18 protein-coding genes and 1 pseudogene are annotated in these 21,756 nt (G+C 65.5%); 9 read left to right on the top strand and 10 right to left on the bottom strand.

Annotation, left to right across the window (positions count from 1 at the left end):
- Window positions 1-19: 19 nt before the first annotated feature.
- The 5 genes from CYU59_RS23850 to CYU59_RS29075 all read right to left on the bottom strand — a co-directional run bounded on the left by CYU59_RS23850 (window position 20) and on the right by CYU59_RS29075 (window position 5,828).
- Window positions 20-463, bottom strand: coding sequence for a hypothetical protein (locus tag CYU59_RS23850; protein ID WP_293003482.1), 444 nt, complete (start codon window positions 461-463; stop codon window positions 20-22).
- On the bottom strand, window positions 460-2,586 hold the full coding sequence (locus tag CYU59_RS23855) for a hypothetical protein (RefSeq protein WP_293003493.1): 2,127 nt from the start codon (window positions 2,584-2,586) through the stop codon (window positions 460-462). The genes CYU59_RS23850 and CYU59_RS23855 overlap by 4 nt, the downstream gene beginning before the upstream one ends.
- Window positions 2,583-4,304 (bottom strand): hypothetical protein, encoded by a 1,722-nt coding sequence (locus tag CYU59_RS23860; protein WP_293003495.1) that lies wholly within the window; start codon window positions 4,302-4,304, stop codon window positions 2,583-2,585. The genes CYU59_RS23855 and CYU59_RS23860 overlap by 4 nt, the downstream gene beginning before the upstream one ends.
- Complete coding sequence (locus CYU59_RS23865) at window positions 4,297-5,301, bottom strand: tyrosine-type recombinase/integrase (protein ID WP_293003497.1); 1,005 nt, start codon at window positions 5,299-5,301, stop codon at window positions 4,297-4,299. Before CYU59_RS23865 ends, CYU59_RS23860 begins: the two co-directional genes overlap by 8 nt.
- 188 nt (window positions 5,302-5,489) lie before the next feature.
- Window positions 5,490-5,828 carry a site-specific integrase gene (locus CYU59_RS29075; protein ID WP_363115245.1) on the bottom strand — a complete coding sequence of 113 codons (339 nt, stop codon included), beginning with the start codon at window positions 5,826-5,828 and terminating at the stop codon, window positions 5,490-5,492.
- A gap of 60 nt (window positions 5,829-5,888) precedes the next feature.
- Between CYU59_RS29075 and CYU59_RS23870 the strand changes: the two are divergent.
- Window positions 5,889-6,338: pseudogene (locus tag CYU59_RS23870) on the top strand (HNH endonuclease family protein); the annotation flags it as partial.
- On the opposite strand, the gene CYU59_RS23875 reads toward CYU59_RS23870, so the two are convergent.
- Complete coding sequence (locus tag CYU59_RS23875; protein WP_293003499.1) at window positions 6,339-7,184, bottom strand: aldo/keto reductase; 846 nt, start codon at window positions 7,182-7,184, stop codon at window positions 6,339-6,341.
- Between the two features lie 3 nt (window positions 7,185-7,187).
- Complete coding sequence (locus tag CYU59_RS23880; RefSeq protein WP_293003501.1) at window positions 7,188-8,030, bottom strand: aldo/keto reductase; 843 nt, start codon at window positions 8,028-8,030, stop codon at window positions 7,188-7,190.
- Here CYU59_RS23880 and CYU59_RS23885 point away from each other — a divergent pair.
- The 6 genes from CYU59_RS23885 to coaD all read left to right on the top strand — a co-directional run bounded on the left by CYU59_RS23885 (window position 8,029) and on the right by coaD (window position 15,271).
- Window positions 8,029-9,141, top strand: a complete 1,113-nt coding sequence (locus tag CYU59_RS23885) for an alpha/beta hydrolase (RefSeq protein WP_293003503.1) — start codon at window positions 8,029-8,031, stop codon at window positions 9,139-9,141. The genes CYU59_RS23880 and CYU59_RS23885 overlap by 2 nt on opposite strands.
- A gap of 137 nt (window positions 9,142-9,278) precedes the next feature.
- Window positions 9,279-10,040 (top strand): DsbA family protein, encoded by a 762-nt coding sequence (locus tag CYU59_RS23890; protein ID WP_293003505.1) that lies wholly within the window; start codon window positions 9,279-9,281, stop codon window positions 10,038-10,040.
- Between the two features lie 59 nt (window positions 10,041-10,099).
- Entirely contained in the window at window positions 10,100-10,681 is a 582-nt protein-coding gene (locus tag CYU59_RS23895) for a vitamin K epoxide reductase family protein (RefSeq protein ID WP_293003507.1), read from the top strand.
- 34 nt (window positions 10,682-10,715) lie between these two features.
- Complete coding sequence (locus CYU59_RS23900) at window positions 10,716-14,099, top strand: pyruvate carboxylase (protein ID WP_293003509.1); 3,384 nt, start codon at window positions 10,716-10,718, stop codon at window positions 14,097-14,099.
- 58 nt (window positions 14,100-14,157) lie between these two features.
- The gene (rsmD, locus tag CYU59_RS23905; RefSeq protein WP_293003511.1) at window positions 14,158-14,712 is read left to right on the top strand and encodes a 16S rRNA (guanine(966)-N(2))-methyltransferase RsmD; all 555 of its coding nucleotides are present in this window, start codon (window positions 14,158-14,160) and stop codon (window positions 14,710-14,712) included.
- Between the two features lie 73 nt (window positions 14,713-14,785).
- Window positions 14,786-15,271, top strand: a complete 486-nt coding sequence (gene coaD, locus CYU59_RS23910) for a pantetheine-phosphate adenylyltransferase (protein WP_293003513.1) — start codon at window positions 14,786-14,788, stop codon at window positions 15,269-15,271.
- Window positions 15,272-15,323: 52 nt separating this feature from the next.
- Here coaD and CYU59_RS23915 read toward each other — a convergent pair whose 3' ends face one another.
- Window positions 15,324-15,950 (bottom strand): hypothetical protein, encoded by a 627-nt coding sequence (locus tag CYU59_RS23915; RefSeq protein WP_293003515.1) that lies wholly within the window; start codon window positions 15,948-15,950, stop codon window positions 15,324-15,326.
- A gap of 203 nt (window positions 15,951-16,153) precedes the next feature.
- On the opposite strand from CYU59_RS23915, the gene CYU59_RS23920 reads away from it, so the two are divergent.
- Window positions 16,154-16,624 carry a MarR family transcriptional regulator gene (locus CYU59_RS23920; protein WP_293003517.1) on the top strand — a complete coding sequence of 157 codons (471 nt, stop codon included), beginning with the start codon at window positions 16,154-16,156 and terminating at the stop codon, window positions 16,622-16,624.
- Window positions 16,625-16,640: 16 nt separating this feature from the next.
- Here the strand turns inward: CYU59_RS23920 and CYU59_RS23925 are convergent, their stop codons facing one another.
- Both CYU59_RS23925 and CYU59_RS23930 read right to left on the bottom strand, forming a co-directional pair.
- Window positions 16,641-19,406 (bottom strand): LuxR C-terminal-related transcriptional regulator, encoded by a 2,766-nt coding sequence (locus CYU59_RS23925; protein ID WP_293003519.1) that lies wholly within the window; start codon window positions 19,404-19,406, stop codon window positions 16,641-16,643.
- Window positions 19,407-19,622: 216 nt separating this feature from the next.
- Window positions 19,623-20,786, bottom strand: a complete 1,164-nt coding sequence (locus tag CYU59_RS23930; protein WP_293003521.1) for a permease — start codon at window positions 20,784-20,786, stop codon at window positions 19,623-19,625.
- A gap of 220 nt (window positions 20,787-21,006) precedes the next feature.
- On the opposite strand from CYU59_RS23930, the gene sepIVA reads away from it, so the two are divergent.
- Window positions 21,007-21,744, top strand: a complete 738-nt coding sequence (gene sepIVA, locus CYU59_RS23935; protein WP_293003523.1) for a cell division protein SepIVA — start codon at window positions 21,007-21,009, stop codon at window positions 21,742-21,744.
- The last annotated feature ends 12 nt before the right edge of the window (window positions 21,745-21,756 follow it).

The raw sequence follows: 21,756 nt of genomic DNA on the forward strand, positions 1-21,756 counted from the left end.
ACCGGTTCGACCGGTCCGGTCACGATGCGGGGTCGGGGAACGCCGAGATGGTGGTGACGCGGCCACCGGCTGGTTGGTTTTGCCGCAGCCGGTCGTTCTCCAGAGTGAGAACCTGGATGGCACGGGCGAACGTCTCCGCGGTGGCCTTCCACTTGCGGCGTTGGTCGTTAGCGTCGCCGAGTCGGTGCCGAAGATCCTCGATGTCCGATTTCAGCTGTGCAGCATCGGTTTTGACGGGGTTGTGATGATGGTCGCGTAGCTGGTAGAAGAGGTCCTTCAACTCGGGGTGCTTGTGTGTCAGGTAGTGGCGTTTGAGCCCCGACTCGGCGGCCACCGCGGTGATGGTGAGATCACCGGCCCGAGCCGTCGACGGCCGTCCCGACAGGACCCGCACCATGGCGGCCAGCAGCTGCGCCGTCACGTCGCCGGGGGGTGTGGTCGCGGTCGGGTCGGGTGGGGTCATGAGGCGGGCTTCCCGAGTGCGGTGGGTTCGGTCGCGCGGAGCGTTACCTCGGCAGAGGTCGCGTCGTGGTGGGCGGCTGCCGCGGCGAACGTGTCGGCGCGGTGCAGCATCCGCTGCGCCAACGGCTCCGGGGTTGCCGGGCTCGCGGCTTCCCGCCGTAACCGCGCAACTTCCCGCTGCATGTCGGCGACCTGGCGGTCGGTACGCGCGATGTTCGCACAATGCTCCACGCAGTGATCGAGCCGCGGTTCGGTCGACCTGCTGGTGCGCCCGTGGAGGCAGGCCGCTCGGTTCGGATCGAACAGGCAGGTCAGGAACTGCTTGGGGTTGTCGTAGACGCGCAGTCGCGTATCGCGCTTGACGCGGTTGAGGTCTGCGGCGCTGAGGAACGTTCCGCTGAACCGGGGCGCGGCGTCGAGGGCGGAGAACAACCGCTGTCCTGCCGGCCCTGAAATGCGCGCGCCGGACGCGACGTCGCCGCGAGTACGTTCGATCGTGTCGACGATGGCGGTGAGCTCCTCGCGTTCCATTAGGGCGGCGAAGCCGTCGGTCTTGAGGCCCGCGTACCCCTCGCCTTCGCGCACGGTGAGATGTCCGTATTGGACGGCCAGCGCGATCTTCCCCTGGGGCAGGCGGCGGATGTGCCAGGCCAACGTTCGACGGAAGCGCCGTAGCGTGACCGCGCCTGCCGGGTCGGGTGGGATGGCGTAGGCCTGTGGGAGGTGCCGATCGTCGCGCAGCCGATTGGCGGTGTCGATCAGCGCGGTGATCCTCTTGGAGGCGTTCACCGGGTCGAGGATGGCGTTGCTGTCGCGCATCATCGGGAACAGGGTGTTCTCGTCGGGGTAGACCCGTTCCAGGGTGGCGATCGCAGCGGCGACCGGCTTGATCGTCGCCCATGTGCGTTGCGCGCCTTCGGGATCGGTGCGTCCGTCGCGTCGTACCCGTTTGTGTTTGCGTCCGCTGACGGTGTACCGCACGGTGCCGTCGAAACGTTCGACGCGGCAGCATCCGGGTTTGAGCGCCAGTGCTTCGTGTGGTCGCATTCCGGTCAGGTAGGTGATGATCACCAGGCAGGCCGCGGACAGGGATTTGTGCAATGTGGGTAGGTCGGCGTAGTCGATGTGGTCACACCACGGTCTGCCGTCAATGGTGGCGATGATCGGACTGTCGATCGGTTTGGCGGCGTCGAGGTCCAGTGCGAAGTCGCGCCCGGATGCCTTCAGGGCGTTGGAGATGTCGGAGGGATGGACGTCGCCGTGCATCGCGGCGAGGTATTGGACGTCCCAACAGGGCTGTCCGTGTTGTAGTCGGGCTGGTAGGGACGTGACGCCGTCGCGGATCCAATCCTGTACTAGAGGAGAAGCTTTCGCGAACCCGGCACGGGTTTCGCATCCGGGTATCCGAGCAAGTCGGGTGTTCCACCGCGCGGTGGCTGCGGCGATGTCGTCGGCGAAGTCGAGGAATCGCTGCGCCCACAACAGCAGGGGTGCCATCGTCGCGGGATGGATGATCCGTGTGGTGTTCTCCCCGCGTCGCTCGCCCCGGCCCAGCAGGTCGGAGATCGGTTCGTCTTCCCAGGGCGGCATGGGTAGCGCGTCACCAGGTGGTAGGTGGGGTGCGTGCGCCCACAGCCGTGTCAGGCCGCGTAGCGTCCGCGCGGCGGTGCCCCGGCTGACGCCCTTCTCGCCGAGATGCCGGACGAACAGTTCCAGGTCGTCGCGGGTCAGATCGCTCAGTCGTCCGATGCCCCGTTCGTCGACCCAGTGGGCGAATATCAGCCAGTCGTACATCACGGTGGTACGAATGGTGCTGGCGCTGAACCATTCCACGCCGCTCGAGCCGCTCCTGTCGAGGGTGACTTCCGGCGCCTCGGTGTTGATCAGCAGCCATGCGGCCCGTCGAAACGACTCCCGCAGTTGTTCGGGGAAGCGGTCCCACGTGAGTAGGCCGGGCTTGACGGCGGCCGGTGCTCCCAGGGGTGCCAGCGGCCAGCGCGAGTCGGCGAAGTTAGCCACCGCCGCCTCGGATGTGTGGACCCGCTGCGCGATGATCGACGGGTCGCCGGGCGACGGCAGCCGATACGGGGTGGCGGCGAATTCGGTTTGTGCGGACGCCGTCATGCCGACAGCTCACCGTCGAGGAGTCGACCGACCAGTTCGCGTTCCGCGTCGGTGGCGGCGGCTATCGCGTGGGCACGTTCGGCGTCGGTGCTGTGGTGGTCGAGCACGTCGCAGAGACGCTGGTGATGAAGCTGCCACCGCTGTCGCCATTCCGTCTCGGACAATGCGCTGCGGAGTTCTTCGAGGGCGGCGTGCAGGACGACCAGTCGGCCCAGGTGTCGCGGCGTCGCGATGGCGTTGGCGCATCCCAGGCAGGCGAGGAACGAGTCGGTGCACAGGGCATAGGTGCCGGGGTGGTGCTGGAAGTCGGAGCAGGCCGCGATGACGGTGTCGGCGAGCCCGGAGCGGATGCGCTCGTCCACCGCGTTCTCGGCGACGATGCGCAGCTGAACGTAGTTCTCGGCGGTGCTCAGCGCGTTGGTCAGACCCGTCTCGATGATGGGGCGGGATTCGTCGCGGGTCGCGGAGTCGTTGAGGACATAGGCGTCGTCGTGGACGTTGCGGCTGTTCTGGGTGGGTGTGCGATCGAAGATGACCTGGCGGGTGCGGCGCAGTCGTTGCAGCGAGATGGGACCACACGGCGCCCACGTCGAAAGCCGCCGGACGGTGCCGTTGGGGGTGCCTAACGCGAATCGGTCGTCGGCGGTGTACCCCTTGTGGCGGGCGTAGATGAGAAGCCGGTCTGTTGGCTCGTCGATGGACGCCAGGACGTCGCGAGCCGGTTCGGTGGCGGCGATGACCCACTTGAGTGCTCGTCCGGTCTCACCGCCGGGTTCGACGACCTCCGTGGTGGTGCTGTGGCGGTAGCTTCCACGGCGAGGCTTGTCGATCCTGATGGTGAACACGTCCACACCGTCGGCGACGCCGGCGACGTTGTCGGGCACCGCGAGTTCATCGACGACCGACGGATTCCATCCCGCTTCGGCGGTGAGCAGGACCGCGCACGCCCAGGCCTCGTGCGGTGTCAGGAAGAGGTGATCCTGTGCGGCCCGCGCGGACACCCCCCGTGGTCGACTCGCCCCGAGGTCGCGGCAGGCCGACTCCGACACCCGCATGCCGAGATCGGCGACCTGGGCGAGGGCAAGGGCGATGCGCGTCTGGGGAGCAGTGAGATCCTGTCCGCCGCGATAGCGGGCGAGAAGTTCGGCATTGGCGTCGATTCTTCGTGCCGCGCGGTGCACGACTTGTCGCGACGCTCGTCGGATCTGGCGGAACTCCTCGTGGGTGTAGGAGGTCTGCAAGCGTGGTTCGGGTTTCCCGGTGCGTCGCGACAACACCGCGGTCAAGGATGCCGACAGGTTTCCGGCGGCGCGGAGTACATTGCGCACGTTGCGGATCCGGGCGGCACCGGCACTGGTGGTCGCTCCGCCGTTGCGCAGAATCCATCGGTTCCACACTCCGCCGTCGATGGCTGCCACCGAGTCCGGTCGCAGATCTTCGCTTTCCAGCCAGCGGAGAAAGAATGCGATCGTGTCGTAATGAGCCAGAGCGGTTTCCGCTGATCGCCATCGGCCGCGCGGACCGTTCAAGTAGGCCATGGCGGTGATGAGTTCCAGGCGCAGCTGGTGTGTGCCAGGCAACTTGACCAGGCTGACCAGGGCCTGTCGAGTGCCCGACTCGTTGGACGCCACGAACGACAGATGCTCCACTTCGACGGTGCTGGTGCTGTCGAAGTCGCTCGGCGGCAGCAGCTCGCTGCGGGTGAGTCGCCTAGCCATTGCCGGCCTGGGTGACGTCGAGGACACGCGGGTCAAGCGAGGCCAGCCCGGCGAGTGCCCGTTGCAGATCGGCGTGGCCGATCAGCGAACGGAGCCGCACACCGTTCAACGGTGCGAGATAACGCTCCCTGGTTGTGGCTTCGTGACGATGGCCCAGCAGGTCGCGTACGGTTTCCCAGGCCATCCGGTAGCGCTCTTCGTGGTATCCGGTGCTGCCCGTGCTGCCGTTCTGGACGTCGATGGCCCGATGCAGCGCAATGAGCATGTAGAGGGCGAACGAATGTCGCAGGCTGTGTGGGCTCAGACGCGGCGCCCGCGATCCCGGTTTCACGACGCCGCCGGGGCGAATCTCTTTGAACGCATCGAACACTCGATCATTGGCATCGCTCATGACGTCGGTCCACGCCGACACCGGCAGGGGCATGCCGGCTTCCGATAGCCACAACCACAGGGGCTCCGGCCCGTCGCCGGTGTCGAGGAGCAATCTCCGACGGTCGGCGATGTCGATGTCGTCGGGGCGCCGCCATCGGCCCGAATACTTCAGTTTCACGCCGTCGGCGGTCAGACGGGTGTCCGTGACCAGGATCCGGTCGGCGTTCTCGTAGCGCTTGTGGTGTTTGGCTCGGTCGACGGACACTCGTCTCGTCGTCGTCATGTAGCTGTTGACGATGGCCAACGCGTCGTTGAAGAGATACCAGGTGCGTGGGTGGCGGCCCTTGGCGACCGCGGCGGCTAGACGGGCTTCGTTCAGGCCGACGTCGTGTCGGTCGCAGGATGGGAGTTCGAGTGTCAACAGTGAGGCACCTTCGGTGATGCGCAGCCCGGACGAGAACAGCATCTCCATCATCGCTTTGTTGCGCAGCGCATTTCGTCCCTTGAACGAGGTACCTCGTAGGTCGTCGAGTGTGTAGCCCTCGATACCGACTTGGCGCCAGAGGCGAAATGTTCGCGGCGTCACCCACTTGACCCGCTCGGCGACGACGTTGCGGGACCGCACCGGCACACCGTTCCGGTGGCCCGATCCCGACCGAGCGGACCGAGTGATTCACGCTCGACGGGATTGAACTCGACGTGTCCTCTGGTGCGGTGCGACGCCCACCGATAGAGCAGGGAGATGGCGGCCAGCTCGCGGTTGGCCTTCGACCCGCTGACGGAATGCTCGTTGAGGTCGCTGCGTGAGCGCCACTACCAGTACGTGTTGACGTCTTGAGGAGACGCCTCTGACCAGCCTTTCCCGCGAGTGTCTAGATATTCCAGCCACATTCGCAGATCGGCTGCATACGATTTCTTCGTCGACGAGCTCAGTCGTGCGAAGTGGGGAGACACGACAAACTCGCAAAGGCGCGGATCGCAGCTGCCGTCCGGAGCGATCAATACCGGCGTATCCCGGCCGATACCGAGTGCACGCTCTCTCTCGCCGAGGTCATCGAGTTCTGCCAATACTGGGTGAAAGGCCGGGTCCGGTAGAGCGCCCCCCGACCAGGTCAACAACCACTCCCTCGCATCAGCCTCGGGTCGTTGCACGGATCGAACACTATGGGTATCGCGCCACAAAACAGTGATGCAACACGCCAAAATCCTGAGGAAGTCAGGAACGACATCCTCAATCGCGACCTGGTCGACAAGACCTTGATCGCGACCAAACGCTGTCCCGACGCGGTCTCAACGGGCACCTTGCACGACCCGTATATCAACGCCACCATCATCTTTCACCGCGGCCCCAAGGTCGGCGAGGCGGTGCAGATCGACCACATCGTGCCGTTGGCGCTGGCCTGGGACATGGGAGCCTACGACTGGCCCGACGCGCAACGAATCCGGTTCGCCAACGATCCAGCGAATCTCCTTGCCGTACAAGGACAAGCCAACCAGGACAAGAGCGACTCCCAGCCCGCACTGTGGATGCCGCCCAACGCCGCGTTCCACTGCCAATACGCGATGCAGTTCATCGCGGTGTCCCGGGGCTACGGGTTGCCGATCGATCTGGTCTCGAGCAATGTGCTGCGTCAGGCCGCCGGCACCTGCCCGGCCGGATGACTAGTCGCCGGTGTAGGTTAGCGGATCCGGGCGCACCCGGGTGCCGTCGTCGAGCCCGCTGAGCGCGTCCATGTGCTCGGTGGTGAGCTCGAAGTCGAAGACGTCGATGTTGCTGGCGATCCGCTCGGGGTTGCCGGAGCGCGGGATCACCACGTTGCCGAGCTGGATGCTCCAACGGATCAGCACCTGCGCGGGGCTGCGGTCGTATTCGGCGGCGATCGACGCCACCGTTGCGTCGTCCAGGACCTTGCCCACACCCAACGGGCTGTACGCCTCGGTGACGATGTTGTGCTGCTTGTTGACCGCGCGCTGCTCGGCCTGGTTGAGCAGCGGGTGCAGCTCGATCTGGTTGACGGCGGGGGTGACGTAGGTCAGGTCGATCACCGTCTCGAGGTATTCCTCGTTGAAGTTGCACACGCCGATCGAGCGGGTGTGGCCGTTGCCGCGGGCCTGGATCAGACCGCCGAAGGTGTCCACGTACTTGCCGAGCTGCGCCATCGGCCAGTGAACGAGGAAGAGGTCGACGTAGTCCAGGCCGAGCTTGTCCAGGCTGACCTTGACGGCGTCCTGGCTGGTCTGGAAACCCTGGTCGGCGTTGGCGACCTTGGTGGTGATGAACAGTTCCGCGCGGGGGATACCGGACGCCGCGATGGCGCGCCCGACGGCTTCTTCGTTGCCGTACACCGCGGCGGTGTCGATCAAGCGGTAGCCGACCTCGAGTGCCGTCGACACTGCCCGCTCGGTCTCCTCGTCGGACAGCTCGGCGACACCGAGCCCGAGCACTGGGATGGTGTTCTCGTCATTGAGCGCAATGGTGGGGACTGAAAGGTCAGGGCCGCCCGACATCGTTCACCTGCCTGTGTAGTCGAAGGTTCGTGGATCAGGACCGAGCCGGTTTCCGTCGTCGAGCGACGAGATGGACGACATGTCGCTTTTGGTCAATTCGAAATCGAACACGTCGAAGTTGCTCGCAATTCGTTCAGCATTCACCGACTTCGGGATGACGATATTACCCAGCTGAAGGTGCCATCGGATCAGGACCTGAGCGGGTGTCCGGCCAACGCTCTCGGCGACCGCCGTGACGGCGGGGTCGGCCAGCAGCGATCCCTGGCCGAGCGGACCCCATGCTTCGGTCGCGATACCGAGCCGGGCATGGAGCTCGCGCAGCTCGTTTTGCGGCAGCCGCGGGTGCAGCTCGATCTGGTTGACGGCGGGCACGATGCCGGTGGCGTCGACGACCGCGTTGATGTGCTCGGGCTCGAAGTTGCTGACCCCGATGGAACGGATCCGGCCCTGATCGCGCAGGTGCGCGAACGCCTTGAAGGTGTCGACGAACTTGTTCAGGGCTGGAACCGGCCAGTGGACCAGGTACAAGTCCAGGTAGTCGAGGCCGAGCCGGTCCATGCTGGCGTCGAACGCGGCCAGTGTGCTGTCGTAGCCCTGCTCGGAGTTCCACAGCTTGGTGACCAAGTACAGTTCGTCCCTGGGCACGCCGGACTCCGCGACCGCACGGCCGGTCTCGCGTTCGTTGCGATACGCCGCGGCGGTGTCGATGTGGCGGTATCCGGCTTTTAGCGCGGTGCTCACCGCCTCCTCGGTGTCCGCGGGCGGGACTTTGAACACCCCGAATCCGAGGGCGGGGATCGAATTGCCGTCGTTCAGAGGGACCGAGGGACTCGAGGAACTAGCCATGACACGAAGTCTGCCAGGCGTGCCGGATTCGAAGCTCACCACCAAAGGTTGGGCCGGCAGATTGCAGAGCGCCGCGACGACCGCCGGAATGAAAGTGATCCCGTTGGTGCCGACCCGCGCCAAACGGCTGCTGTCCGGTGGCCGCGCGATCACCATCGACGGCAACACCCTGGACCCGACCCTGCAATTGGCGCTGGCCGGTCTGCGCGCATTCGGGATGAACGGCCTGGTCCTCGGTGAGGACGCCGCGGTCTCGCGCGCCCAGATGCGCGAGATGACGTTGGGCTTCGCCGGCCCGCAGATCCACGTCGGGGTCAGCGAATTGTCGATTCCCGGCCCCGCCGGCTCGATTCCGGCCCGTCACTACCGCCCTGCGACGACGGACCCGGCGCCGTTGGTTGTCTTCTTCCACGGCGGCGGCTGGGTGATCGGCGACCTCGACACACACGACCCGCTCTGCCGCTTGACCGCTCGCGACGCCGGCGTCCACGTGCTGTCGATCGACTACCGCCTGGCCCCCGAGCACCCGGCTCCGGCCGCGATCGAGGACGCCTACGCGGCGTTCGCATGGGCTGGTGAGCACGCCGCGGAGCTCGGCGCCCTGCCGGGGAAGGTGGCGGTCGGCGGCGACAGCGCAGGCGGGAACCTGGCGGCGATCGTGTCCCAGCTGGCCCGCGACGAATATCCGCAAGGCCCGCAACCAGTACTGCAATGGCTGATCTACCCGCGCACCGACTTCGCCGCGCAGACCAGGTCTCTGAGCCTGTTCGCCGACGGCTTTCTTCTCACCAAGGCCGATATCGACTGGTTCACCGAGCAGTACCTGGGTGGTTCGGACATCGACCCGGCCGATCCTCGTATCTCGCCGCTGCGTGCCGCCTCGCTGTCGGGGTTGCCGCCCGTCCTGATCACGACGGCGGGCTTCGATCCGTTGCGCGACGAGGGCAACGACTATGCCGCCGCGCTGCGCGCCGCCGGGGTCGATGTCGACCTGCGTTCGATGGGCTCGCTGACCCACGGGTTCGCCAGCCTCTTCCCGCTCGGTGGAGGCAGCGCGCAGGCCACCACCGGATTGATCTCGGCCTTGCGGGCGCATCTCAGCCGCGTCTGACGTCCTCCCGTGGCCGTACCGGCCCGCATCGTCACCGCGCTGACCTGGCAATTGCGATCGCCGGTACGCTTAAGCGCTATCGCCGACCGCACCGCGGTCGGGCATCGAAGCCGAGTGACCGGAGTGTGAGTTAGCCCGTGGCCGCCAAATCAAACCGACCCGCCAAATACGACCTGAACGCCGCCGGACGGCGACGCGACCTGCTGGTCAGGATCGGTCTCACATCGATCGTGGTGCTGTTCGCCGTCGTGCTGGTCGGGTACATCGTGATCTCCCACGACAAGAAGACGGCCGCCAACGGCGCCCGGGCGATCCGGGTGACGTCGAGCAAACTGGTCACCAAGGAAGGCGGCCACGACCCGAAAGCCGTGGTCTCGTTCTACGAGGACTTCCTCTGCCCGGCTTGCGGCAACTTCGAGCGGAGCTTCGGCCCGACGGTGTCCAAGCTGATCGACGACGGCGCCATCGCCGCTGACTACTACATGACGGGCTTTCTCAGCAGACCGCAGAACCAGGAGTACTCGTCGCGGGCTGCCAACGCCGCATACTGCATTGCCGACGAGTCGGTCGACGCATTCCGGCGATTCCATACCGCGTTGTACTCCAAGGACCTTCAGCCCGACGAGGCCGGAACGTCGTTCCCCGACAACGCAAAACTGACCGAGTTGGCGCGCGAAGCGGGTGTGGTCGGCAAAGTTCCCCAGTGCATCAAGGACGGTAAATACATTCCGATGGTCGACGGTCTGATCACGTCCGCGGGCATTCACGCCACCCCGACGGTCCGCATCAACGGCCAGGATTACCAGTGGACGACACCGCAGGATTTGGTCACCAAGATCAAAGGAATCGTCGGGGACGTCCCGGGAATCGACTCGGCTGCGACCCCAGCAGCCTCGTGACGACGACGGCGTCGGCGAAACCTGATGGGCCGGTTGAACATTCGAAAGGCCCCAGCCCTTTGTCGACCGTGTCACGGGCGAGTGGGTTGTGGATCCTCATCGCGGGGGTAGCCGGCCTGGTCGCGTCAGTCACGCTGACCGTCGAGAAGATCGATATGTTGCTCAACTCGTCGTACGTGCCGTCGTGCAACATCAACCCGATCGTGTCGTGTGGCTCGGTGATGACCACACCGCAGGCGTCGGCTTTTGGATTTCCGAATTCGTTGATCGGCATCGCCGCATTCGCCGTCGTCACCGTCACCGGCGTCTTGACACTGGCCAATGTGGCTTTGCCGCGGTGGTATTGGGTTGGGCTGACGCTGGGAACGCTGGCCGCCGCCGGGTTTGTGCACTGGCTGATCTTTCAGAGCCTCTATCGGATCGGCGCGCTGTGCCCGTACTGCATGGTGGTGTGGGTGGCCACCATCTCGCTGCTGGTGGTGGTCGCTTCCGTCACCGTCCGCTCCGGCGGTGAGGTTCGCGGCGGAGCGATCGCGCGTTCACTACATCATTGGCGGTGGTCGATTGCCACCATCTGGTTTACCGCAGTCTTCCTGCTGATTGTGGCCCGGTTCTGGGACTACTGGTCCACGCTGGTCTGAACAACCCGCCCACCTGAAACCGAAGAGGACGTACGTGATCTCTAAAGTGCTGGTCGCCAATCGCGGTGAAATCGCCGTTCGGGCGTTCAGGGCCGCCTACGAACTCGGTGTCGGCACCGTCGCCGTCTACCCGTACGAAGACCGAAACTCGTTGCATCGCTTGAAGGCTGACGAGTCTTACCAAATCGGTGAGGTCGGCCACCCGGTCAGGGCATATCTGTCGGTCAGTGAGATCGTGGAGACCGCGCGCCGCTCCGGTGCCGATGCGGTCTACCCGGGTTACGGGTTCCTCTCGGAGAATCCGCGACTGGCCGCCGAATGCGCCAAGAACGGCATCACGTTCGTCGGCCCCAAGTCTGACGTTCTTTCGTTGACCGGTAACAAGTCTCGTGCCGTTGCCGCGGCCAGCGAGGCGGGTCTGCCGGTCCTGACCTCGTCGGCACCGTCCTCGTCGGTCGACGAGCTGGTGGCGGCGTCGGCCGACATGGAATTCCCGTTGTTCGTCAAGGCGGTCGCCGGCGGCGGAGGCCGCGGAATGCGGCGCGTCACCGAGGCCGAGTCGCTGCCGGAGGCCATCGAAGCTGCCAGCCGCGAGGCCGAATCGGCGTTCGGGGATCCGACGGTCTACCTCGAGCAGGCGGTGCTCAACCCACGCCACATAGAAGTTCAGATTCTCGCGGACACCCACGGCAACGTGATTCATCTCTACGAGCGCGACTGCAGCGTGCAGCGCCGCCACCAGAAGGTCGTCGAATTGGCGCCGGCCCCGAACCTGCCGGAAGAATTGCGCGCCAAGATCTGCGCGGACGCGGTCGCCTTCGCCCGCCACATCGGATACAGCAACGCGGGCACCGTGGAGTTCCTACTCGACGAGCGGGGTCATCACGTCTTCATCGAGATGAATCCCCGAATCCAGGTGGAGCACACCGTCACCGAGGAGATCACCGACGTCGACCTGGTCTCCAGCCAGCTACGCATCGCGGGCGGCGAGACACTCGACGATCTAGGTCTCCGGCAGGCCGACATTCGCCCGCGCGGTGCCGCGTTGCAATGCCGGATCACCACCGAAGACCCGGCCAACGGGTTCCGGCCGGACACCGGACGGATCACCACCTACCGCAGCCCGGGTGGTGCGGGTATCCGTCTCGACGGCGGAACCAACCTCGGCGCTGAGGTCAGTGCCCACTTCGACTCCATGCTGGTCAAGCTCACCTGCCGGGGCCGCGACTTCACCACCGCGGTCAACCGGGCGCGGCGGGCGATCGCGGAGTTCCGGATCCGTGGTGTGTCGACGAATATCCCTTTCCTGCAAGCAGTTTTGGACGATCCAGACTTCCAGGCCGGCCGCGTCACCACCTCGTTCATCGAAGAACGCCCTGCGCTGCTCACCGCTCGATCATCGGCCGATCGTGGCACCAAGATCCTCAACTATCTGGCCGACGTGACCGTCAACAAGCCACACGGATCGCGACCGTCGGCGCTGTACCCGCAGGACAAGTTGCCCGATGTCGATCTGACCAAGGTGCCGCCGGCCGGCACCAAGCAGCTCCTGGCCGAACTAGGGCCGGAAGGCTTTGCCCGTTGGCTACGCGACTCGTCCGGAGTTCGCTTGACCGACACGACTTTTCGGGACGCCCACCAGTCGTTGTTGGCAACCCGGGTGCGCACCAGCGGACTGGGGCTGGTGGCGCCTTACATCGCGCGGACGATGCCGCAACTGTTGTCCGTCGAGTGCTGGGGTGGCGCGACCTACGACGTCGCGCTGCGGTTCCTCAAAGAAGACCCCTGGGAGCGCTTGGCGGAGTTGCGCGAATTGATGCCCAACATCTGTCTGCAGATGCTGCTGCGGGGCCGCAATACCGTTGGTTACACACCGTATCCGGAGTTGGTCACCTCGGCGTTCGTGGAGGAAGCGACCGCGACGGGTATCGATATCTTCCGGATCTTCGATGCGTTGAACAACCTCGAGTCGATGCGCCCCGCAATCGACGCGGTTCGCGAAACAGGTTCTGCGATAGCCGAAGTCGCGATGTGCTACACCGGAGACCTGTCCGATCCGGCCGAGAATCTCTACACGCTGGACTACTACCTCAAACTGGCCGATCAGATCGTCGAAGCCGGAGCCCATGTGCTGGCCATCAAGGACATGGCGGGCCTGCTGCGGCCGCAAGCCGCACGACTCTTGGTCGGCGCGTTGCGCAGTCGGTTCGACCTGCCGGTGCACGTGCACACCCACGACACACCGGGTGGTCAGCTGGCCAGCTACATCGCAGCCTGGCAGGCGGGCGCCGATGCGGTCGACGGCGCATCGGCCCCGATGGCGGGAACCACCAGTCAGCCTGCGTTGAGTTCGATCGTGGCGGCAGCGGCCAACACCGAGTACGACACCGGAATGTCACTCGCGGCGGTCTGCGCGCTGGAGCCCTACTGGGAGGCGCTGCGAAAGGTCTACGCACCCTTCGAATCCGGGCTTCCGAGCCCGACCGGGCGGGTGTATCACCACGAGATTCCCGGCGGTCAGCTGTCGAACCTTCGCCAGCAAGCCATTGCGTTGGGCCTGGGGGACCGGTTCGAGGAAGTCGAAGAGGCGTACGCCGGCGCGGACCGGGTGCTCGGCAGGCTGATCAAGGTCACGCCGTCGTCGAAGGTGGTCGGCGATCTCGCGCTGGCATTGGTCGGAGCGGGCCTGAGTGCCGACGAGTTCGCCTTGCATCCAGAACAATTCGACATCCCGGAGTCGGTGCTCGGTTTTCTGCGCGGCGATCTCGGCGACCCGGTGGGCGGTTGGCCAGAGCCGTTGCGTTCGAAGGCCCTGGCCGGCCGCGGTGAGCCCAAGCCCGTCGAGCAGTTGACCCCCGAGGACGAGACCGCGCTTGGTCTACAGGGGTACAAACGCCAAGCCACGCTCAATCGGCTGTTGTTCCCAGGGCCGACAAAGGAATACGAGGCCCACTCCGAGACCTACGGTGACACCTCGCGGTTGTCGGCCAACCAGTTCTTCTACGGCCTGCGGCAGAACGAGGAGCACCGGGTGCAACTCGAGCCCGGTGTCGAGTTGCTGATCGGGCTGGAAGCGATCTCTGAACCCGACGAACGCGGGATGCGCACGGTGATGTTCATCATCAATGGTCAGCTGCGGCCGGTCGAGGTTCGGGATCGCAGTATCGCCAGTGACGTTCCGGCTGCGGAGAAGGCGGAGAAGGGCAATCCCAACCACATTGCCGCACCGTTTGCCGGTGTCGTGACCGTCGGAGTGTCGTTGGGCGACAAGGTCAATGCCGGCCAGACCATCGCCACGATCGAGGCGATGAAGATGGAAGCGCCGATCACCGCGCCCGCCGACGGCGTCGTGGAGCGGGTGGCTGTGTCGGACACTGCTCAGGTCGAGGGCGGCGATCTGCTGGTGGTACTCGACTGACCGGCGGCGACGATCAGCGGAGCAGCGCGATCGACTTCGACTGCGAGAGTCGACGCTCGTGACTCGCATCGTTGGCGGGGTCGCCGGCGGACGGCGGATCGCTGTCCCGCCGCGGGGCACTCGACCGACGACCGATCGGGTGCGTGAGGCGGTGTTCAACATCCTGAGCGCGCGACTGGACTTCACCGGACTGGCGGTGCTCGACCTCTACGCGGGCTCCGGGGCGCTGGGCCTCGAGGCGCTGTCGCGTGGTGCGGCGTCAGCGTTGTTCGTGGAGTCGGATCGCCGGGCGGCGACTGTGCTCGAACGCAACATTGCGGCACTCGGGCTGCCCGGCGCGACGCTACGGCGCGGGCAGGCGGCCGCCGTTCTCGCCGTGAACGCCACCGCCCCGGTCGACCTCGTGCTGGCTGACCCGCCTTACGAGGTGGACGCGAGTGAGGTCGAGGCGCTCCTCGGCGCGCTCGCGACCAATGGCTGGGTGCGGAGCGGAAGCATGGTCGTGGTGGAGCGCGCGGCCGCGGGAGTGACGTTGACGTGGCCGAATGGCTGGGACCCGTGGAAGCCGCGGATTTACGGCGACACCCGGCTGGAGCTGGCCGAACGGCTCTGACTCGGCGTGTAGCGTCCTTGGGCATGACCGCCGACGACGATGCAGAGCGGAGCGATGCGGAGGAGTGGCGCATATGAGCGGCGCGGTATGCCCGGGATCCTTCGATCCGGTGACGCTGGGCCACATCGACGTGTTCGAGCGAGCGGCGGCTCAATTCGACGAAGTAGTGGCGGCCATCCTGATCAACCCCGCCAAGAAGGGCATGTTCGACATCGACGAGCGGATCGCGATGATCGAGGAGTCGACGACCCACCTGCCCAACGTGCGGGTGGAGTCGGGTCAGGGGTTGGTGGTCGACTTCGTCAGAGCCCGCGGCATGACGGCCATCGTCAAGGGTCTGCGCACCGGCACGGACTTCGAGTACGAGCTGCAGATGGCGCAGATGAACAAACATGTAGCCGGTGTGGACACCTTTTTCGTGGCCACCACGGCCCGGTACTCGTTCGTGTCGTCGTCGCTGGCCAAGGAAGTCGCGTTACTGGGTGGCGACGTGACGGAACTGCTGCCTGACGCGGTGAATCGCCGACTGGCCGAGAAGGTGGCCGCCAAGGGCCGTTGAGTCGTCAGCGCGACCGCGCCAAAGCCGCGGCCGCGCTGACGATCTGACGGGTCTAGCTCTCGGCCAGTGCGCCGTGCAGAGACTGCTTCGCTTCGGTGATCGCCGTCAGAACCTTGGCTCGAGCTTCGGCGAGCTTTTCCTTTTGAGCATCGGTGCCCGACCAGTGGATGGTTCGCGCCAGCCCGGCGAGCTCGAACAAGCCCCACCGAATTTTGGCGACGTCGCCGAACTTGCCGGCCTGAGCGAGGCGTGCGTGAATGCTCTCGCTACTGACACCCTTCCACTGCAATACATTTCGGCCGAGCTCGGAGAGCGTCGCCACGCCGTCGCTGACTGTCACGAAGCCGCGGCCGGCAAGCTTGCCGATCGCGAGCTCGACGATCTCCTGCGGCGGGGCGAACGCTCCGCCGGTGGCCTCCGAAACGCGCTGGACGATCTGCTCCGCGTTCGCGGGCCCGTCGAGCAACAGGGCGGCGGTGCCCACGACCACTCGCTTGTGTCGTCCACCGAATCCACGCCCGCCCGGTCCGCCGGGCCCGCCCCAGCCGTGGCCCCCGAAACCTGGACCGCCCCAACCTGGCCCACCAAATCCCGGCCCACCAAATCCTGGGCCGCTGAATCCGGGACCCCCGGAACCGGGACCACCCCAACCAGGGCCACCAAAAAATCCACCAGACATCCTCGTTCTCCTTCAATCGACGGCGACAGGCCGAGTGGCCGAACGCCACATTGCATATCTAGTTCCTTGATACCCAAGGGGCAGATCGGTGTCAAGAAACTTGATACACCGGAGGAAAAGGCGAGTCGGTACCGCGTCTCGGGCGCGCGACGCGCTTGCTAATACGGTGCCGGTGCCGGCACTTGCGTGTCAGCATGTGAGAGATGAGCGAATTCGACGATCAACCACTGGGCTTCCTGGTGCGCGGATTGATGGCGCGGTTGCGTCCGCACGCTCTGCAAGCCCTGCGGCCGCTCGGGCTCGGGCTCCCAGAATTCGTCTGCATGCGCATCCTCGACGACGACCCGGGCCGCACCAGCGCCGAGTTGGCACGCCATACCCATGTCACCGCGCAAGCGATGAATCAGGTGTTACAGGGTCTCGAAGAATCGGGTCTGGTGACACGACCCATGACGGCGCCGTCGGGGCGTGCGCTACCGGCCCAGCTCACTCGAAAAGGAAAGGCACTACTCAAGCGGGCCGAGGCCGCCGTTGCGTCAGCCGACGAACAGCTTTTGGCTCACCTCAGCGTCGCTGATCGGCATCAGCTCAAACGGCTGCTGTACCGCGCCGGCAACCCGGGTCCGGACGACGCCGAGCCCTGCGCCAAAGATGTGACGACGCGGCTTGATTAGTCTGGTGGACAACCTTTTACGCGTTGTCACTGTCGCCGGGCTGCCAGGCTAGGTATAGCTCCACGCGGGAGCGGATCTTGAGTTTGCGGTAGATCCTGCTGAGATTGACCTCGACGGTTTTGGGGCTGATGAACAGGGCCGCCGCAATGTCGCGGTTGGTCATGCCCGTTACGGCGAGCTCGGCCACCCGAGTTTCGGAGGGTGTCAGCCCGACAGTGCGCTGCCGGCCCGACGTACCACGCGCCAATTCGGCTCGGGCTCGATCCGCCCACAACTCAGTGCCGAGGTCTTCGAAGGTGTGCAGTGCTTCGCGCAACGTCACGGTGCCGGCCTCGCGTCTGCGTTGGCGCCGCTTGAGCTGCCCGAGTAGCAGTTGGGTGCGGGCCCGCTCGAAGGGCATCGGAAGCCGCGAATGCTCAGCCATGGCTTGCTCGGCCATCTCGGTAGCGGTGCTCACATCGCCCTGTGCGGCGAGAAGCATTGCACGGCAACGCAATGCAGTGGCAAGCATCCAGGCGCGATCGAGGCGGCGGCCGTTTGCCTCGAGACTGTCGATATACGATTCGGCCTCATCGAGTCGTCCTACCCCGACCAGCGCCTCGACGGTCTCCGGAAGGTGCGACGCCGCGATGATCTCGGTCGCGTCCGGCAGGGCCCGCGACATGGCCAACAGCGGTTCGAGGAAGCGCAGGGCCGCTTGGTGATCACCGCGGGAGTTCTCGACGAATCCACGCAAGGTGGCCGGCCATTCGCCCATCCGCATCGATCCGCAGCGTTGCGCCGTGGCGATGGCCTCGTCCAGGTCGCTCGTCGCGTCGTCGACTCTGCCGAAATATGCGGCAGCCGCGCCGCGGATCGTCAGCGCTATGAACATGGGAAAGTCGCCACCGAGTTGCGCTGCGCGCTCGACGGCTTCGTCTCCGGTAATCGCGACGCTCTGCAGATCACCGCGCCAGATATCCATCAACGCCTGGGAGAAGGCGACGAATATCAGTTCGCTCTCCTGGCCCAGCGCGACACACCGCTGTCCAGCGGCCCGCAGCACCTCCCGGGCGTGGTCGAATTCGCCGGTCCAGCCGCGCAACAGCGCCCTCTGCATGCTGGGCAGGAACGCCAGTGGGATTGGCAGACTGTCGTCTTGGAGGTCGACCGCATGGGCCATAGTGGCCGGGTCGAAACCGCGTCCGGTGAGAAAACCCAGTATTTCGTGCATTCCCAGCGCTGAGCTCAGCAGGCTCGGGACACCCAATTGCTCGGCTTCGGTCACGGCTTGTTCGACGCGGTCGAGCGCGCGCTCGTGTTGGGCCGCATTGAACAATGCGTAGGACAGCATGGTCAGCATCCGGATCCGCAGCGGGTCGTCGGCACCTCGATCCGGCAGACCGTTCTCCAAAAGCTCTGCTGCATCAATGAACCCGTCCTCGTGCAATCGAAGCATGGCCAGGTGAAGCAAGGCCTCGGGGCGAGGGGATCCGACCGGCAGGCTGGCGACCACCTGTTCGAGTGAGTGGCGCGCTCGCCCAGTGTCGCCGGCGGCGAAGTAGTGCAGCGCGCAGAGAATTCGACGGGCCGGATCGTCGGCACCGAGATTGATTGCCAAATCCAGGAGTTCGGCCGCGGCCGCCGGTGCGCCTCGGGAGAGTGCAATCTCGGCGCCCGCGTCGAGAGCTTCGATGGTTTCCCGGTTCCCGGTGGCATCCGACAGGGCCAAATGCCGCGCCCGCAGTTCCGGCTCGACCACCAGCTCGGCCAACCTCCGGTGCATGGCACGCCGCCGCCGGGGCGACGCATCGCTGTAGACGCCGTGGGCCAACACCGGGTGCACGAACGAAAGCCGGTTCCCGTCAATGGCGATCAATTCCTGATTTTCCGCTTCGCCCAGAGTCTCCAGCACACCTTCGGCGCTACTGTCGGTGGCGTCAGCCAGCAGGCGCAGGGTGGGGTTCGGCACGCTGGCCATCGCGAGTAGCAGCTCTTTGGCGTCGTCTCCCACGCGTTTCAACCGGGAGCTCACCAACTCGTTGAGGCTGCCCGGCAGCGGCACTTCAGCGGAACCGGTAATGGTGTCCATTTCACGGGCCAGCTCGAGACCGTAAAACGGGTTGCCACCCGCAATCTGATGAATACGCAGCAAGGTCGGTCGTGGCACCGAAAATCCCAGTCGCAGTGTCAATACTCGATGCAGATCTCCAACTGTCAACGGCTGCAGCCGTACTCGCCGAACTGCGTCGGGCTGAGCCAGTTCGACCCTGGCCGCGACCTCGACGCTGCGCGTCGTACACACCAAGCCCACGCCTCTCGGGAATCGTCGGGCGGCGAAGGCAACCACGTTGGCGCTGGAGACATCAACCCACTGCAGGTCGTCGATCGCGATCAAGACGAATCCCTCGGAGCGTGCGGCCAGCCGATCGAGCACTCCGACAAATGCCGCGGCAACCGCCCGGGAATCGCTTCGGCCGGCGTGGTCGCGATGCCGCAACAGGGCCGCGGCCAGACTTTGCTGCTGCGGAAGGGGTAAATCGGCCCAGACTGACTCGTCGATGCCGCTGAGCAGATCGGCCAGCGTCGCGTACGCCAGTACGGACTCCGCCCGGGCGGAGCGACTGGCCAGCACCGTGAATCCGCGCTCGCGCGCCTGTTCCAACGCGCCGAGCCACAGCGTCGTCTTGCCGATTCCGGGATCGCCCTCGATCACCAACGCCGTCGGAGCCAGGGGCACGGCGTCCAAAAAGTCGACCACGCACTGCTCTTCGGCGTGGCGACTCGCCGCACGCACCGCCATGGACCTGCCCGTCACCTCTCAGCCGAAAACGCCTGCAACCGGCTGGGTCGTCGCCTGTCTTTCGCCCCGGTTCCCGGGCGGCAGCCCCGTCGATCTGTTGCGCATCATGATAAGTGAACTCTGTGAATTTGGCATGAGTTACCGCAGCGGCTCAGGCCTGTGCGGGTCGTCGCGCGCAAACCCGTAGGCCTTTGCCGGTGGAGTTGGGTGAATCGTTCAGTGGTCGTGATGGTGGTCGTGTGTCGCGTCGGGGGAGCCGCCCATCGCCTTGAGCATCGGGATGCCGCCGGTGATGGCGAAGCGGAGGACAAGTACAGCGGCCAGGGCGAGGAAGGCGATGTTGAGCCAGGTGGTGTAGTTCCACGAGATGCCGGTTTCCATCGTTGCGGCGCTGCGCCGTGGCGGGATGAGACCTGTGGCGCCGAAGAGGAATTCAACTAGATAGCCGGCGACCACCATCGCCACGTAGAACGTGCCCAGCAGTCGCAGCATCATGGCGGTGCCGTAGTACTTCCGGTAGATGTTCAAGATCGGCAGGATCAGCAGGTCGGCGAAGATGAACGCAACGACGCCGCCGAAACTGATGCCGCCGCTCCACAGCACCGCGGCCAACGGCACATTGCCGATCGAGCAGACGAACGAAGCGACCGCCACGACCGGGCCCACGAGGGGCCCCCACAGCACCGACAGCGACGGATGATCAGCGAAAAAGAAGTGTTGCCAGAAGGATTCGGGCACCCATGCCGCGACGGCACCGGCAATCAGCAAACCGATGATCAGATCGCGAAGGATTGCGGCCCACTCCATCACGAACACGTGTGAGACGGAGGTGAAGCCTTCCCGCGACACCAGCCGGCGCGCGAAGGAACCTCCACGCTGGACCGACATGTCCATGGCGGCATGGCCTTCCATGGCTCCTGCCAGACCGCGATCGGACTGCTCACGCGCCGCATCGACGAGTCGCGAGCTCACGACGATTCGGAACAGCACCGCCATCACCACGATCATCAGCGGACCACCGACGAACTCGGCCGCGGTGAACTGCCAACCCATCAGTAGGGCCAGGATGATGCCCAGCTCCGCCACCAGGTTCGTCGAGCCGATTTCGAAGGCCATCGCAGCGGTGAAATTGGCTCCTTTGCGAAACAACGAACGGGCCAGCGCCACCGCGGCATAGGAGCACGACGAGGAGGCGGCGCCCAGTCCTGCCGCAATGGCCAACGTTTTGGGGCGGTCGTCCCCGAGCACTGTCGCGATGGTCGATCGGCGCACGATCGCCTGGACTACAGCCGATAACGTGAAGCCGAGAATCAATGCCCACAGGATCTCCCACGTCATCGACCCGGTGACGGTCAACGCGTGTACCAGAGCGGCGGTCATGGCACCTCCAACCAGGTACCCCCTAGGGGTATTCCAGATAGTCCCGCCGATCGATGCGGGATTGCCGCCACCGCGCCGGGGTCGCCATAATCACATCAAGTGTGCAGGTTATTGGGACGTTTTCGAGACCTAAAAGCCCGACACACCGGGCCTGGCAACGCAGTCACAGAAGCAACACCAGGCACACTGGTAACAACAACGAAGCCGGGAGGGTGTTGCCGTGTACCGAGTTTTTGAGGCGCTCGACGAATTGGGCGCCATTGTCGAGGAAGCTCGTGGCGTCCCCATGACCGCGGGCTGCGTGGTGCCCCGTGGCGACGTGCTCGAGTTGATCGACGACATCAAGGACGCCATCCCCGGCGAGCTGGACGACGCCCAGGACGTCCTCGACGCCCGCGACTCGCTGCTGCACGAAGCCAAGGCGCACGCCGACGCCACGGTGTCCTCCGCGACGACCGAGTCGGAATCGCTGCTCAACCACTCCCGCGCCGAAGCCGATCGCATTCTCTCCGACGCGAAAGCCCAGGCAGACAGGATGGTCGGCGAAGCCCGTCAGCACAGCGAGCGCATGGTGGGCGAGGCGCGTGAAGAGTCGAGTCGCATCGCGGCATCGGCCAAGCGCGACTACGAGGCCGCGACGAGCCGTGCGAAGGCCGAGGCCGACCGCCTCATCGAGAACGGCAACATCTCCTATGAGAAGGCCGTCCAAGAGGGCATCAAAGAGCAGCAGCGCCTCGTCTCGCAGACCGAGGTCGTGCAATCGGCCAACGCCGAGTCCGCCCGGTTGATCGACACCGCGCACGCGGAAGCCGATCGCCTACGCGGCGAGTGCGACATCTACGTCGACAGCAAGCTCGCCGAGTTCGAGGAGCACCTCAACACCACCCTGCGATCGGTCAACCGCGGCCGCCACCAGCTGCGGACGGCGGCGGGCGTGCACGACTACGCCCAGCGCTAGTCATCCCGCCGA

The organism is Mycobacterium sp. (assembly GCF_002863225.1).
Lineage (GTDB): Bacteria > Actinomycetota > Actinomycetes > Mycobacteriales > Mycobacteriaceae > Mycobacterium.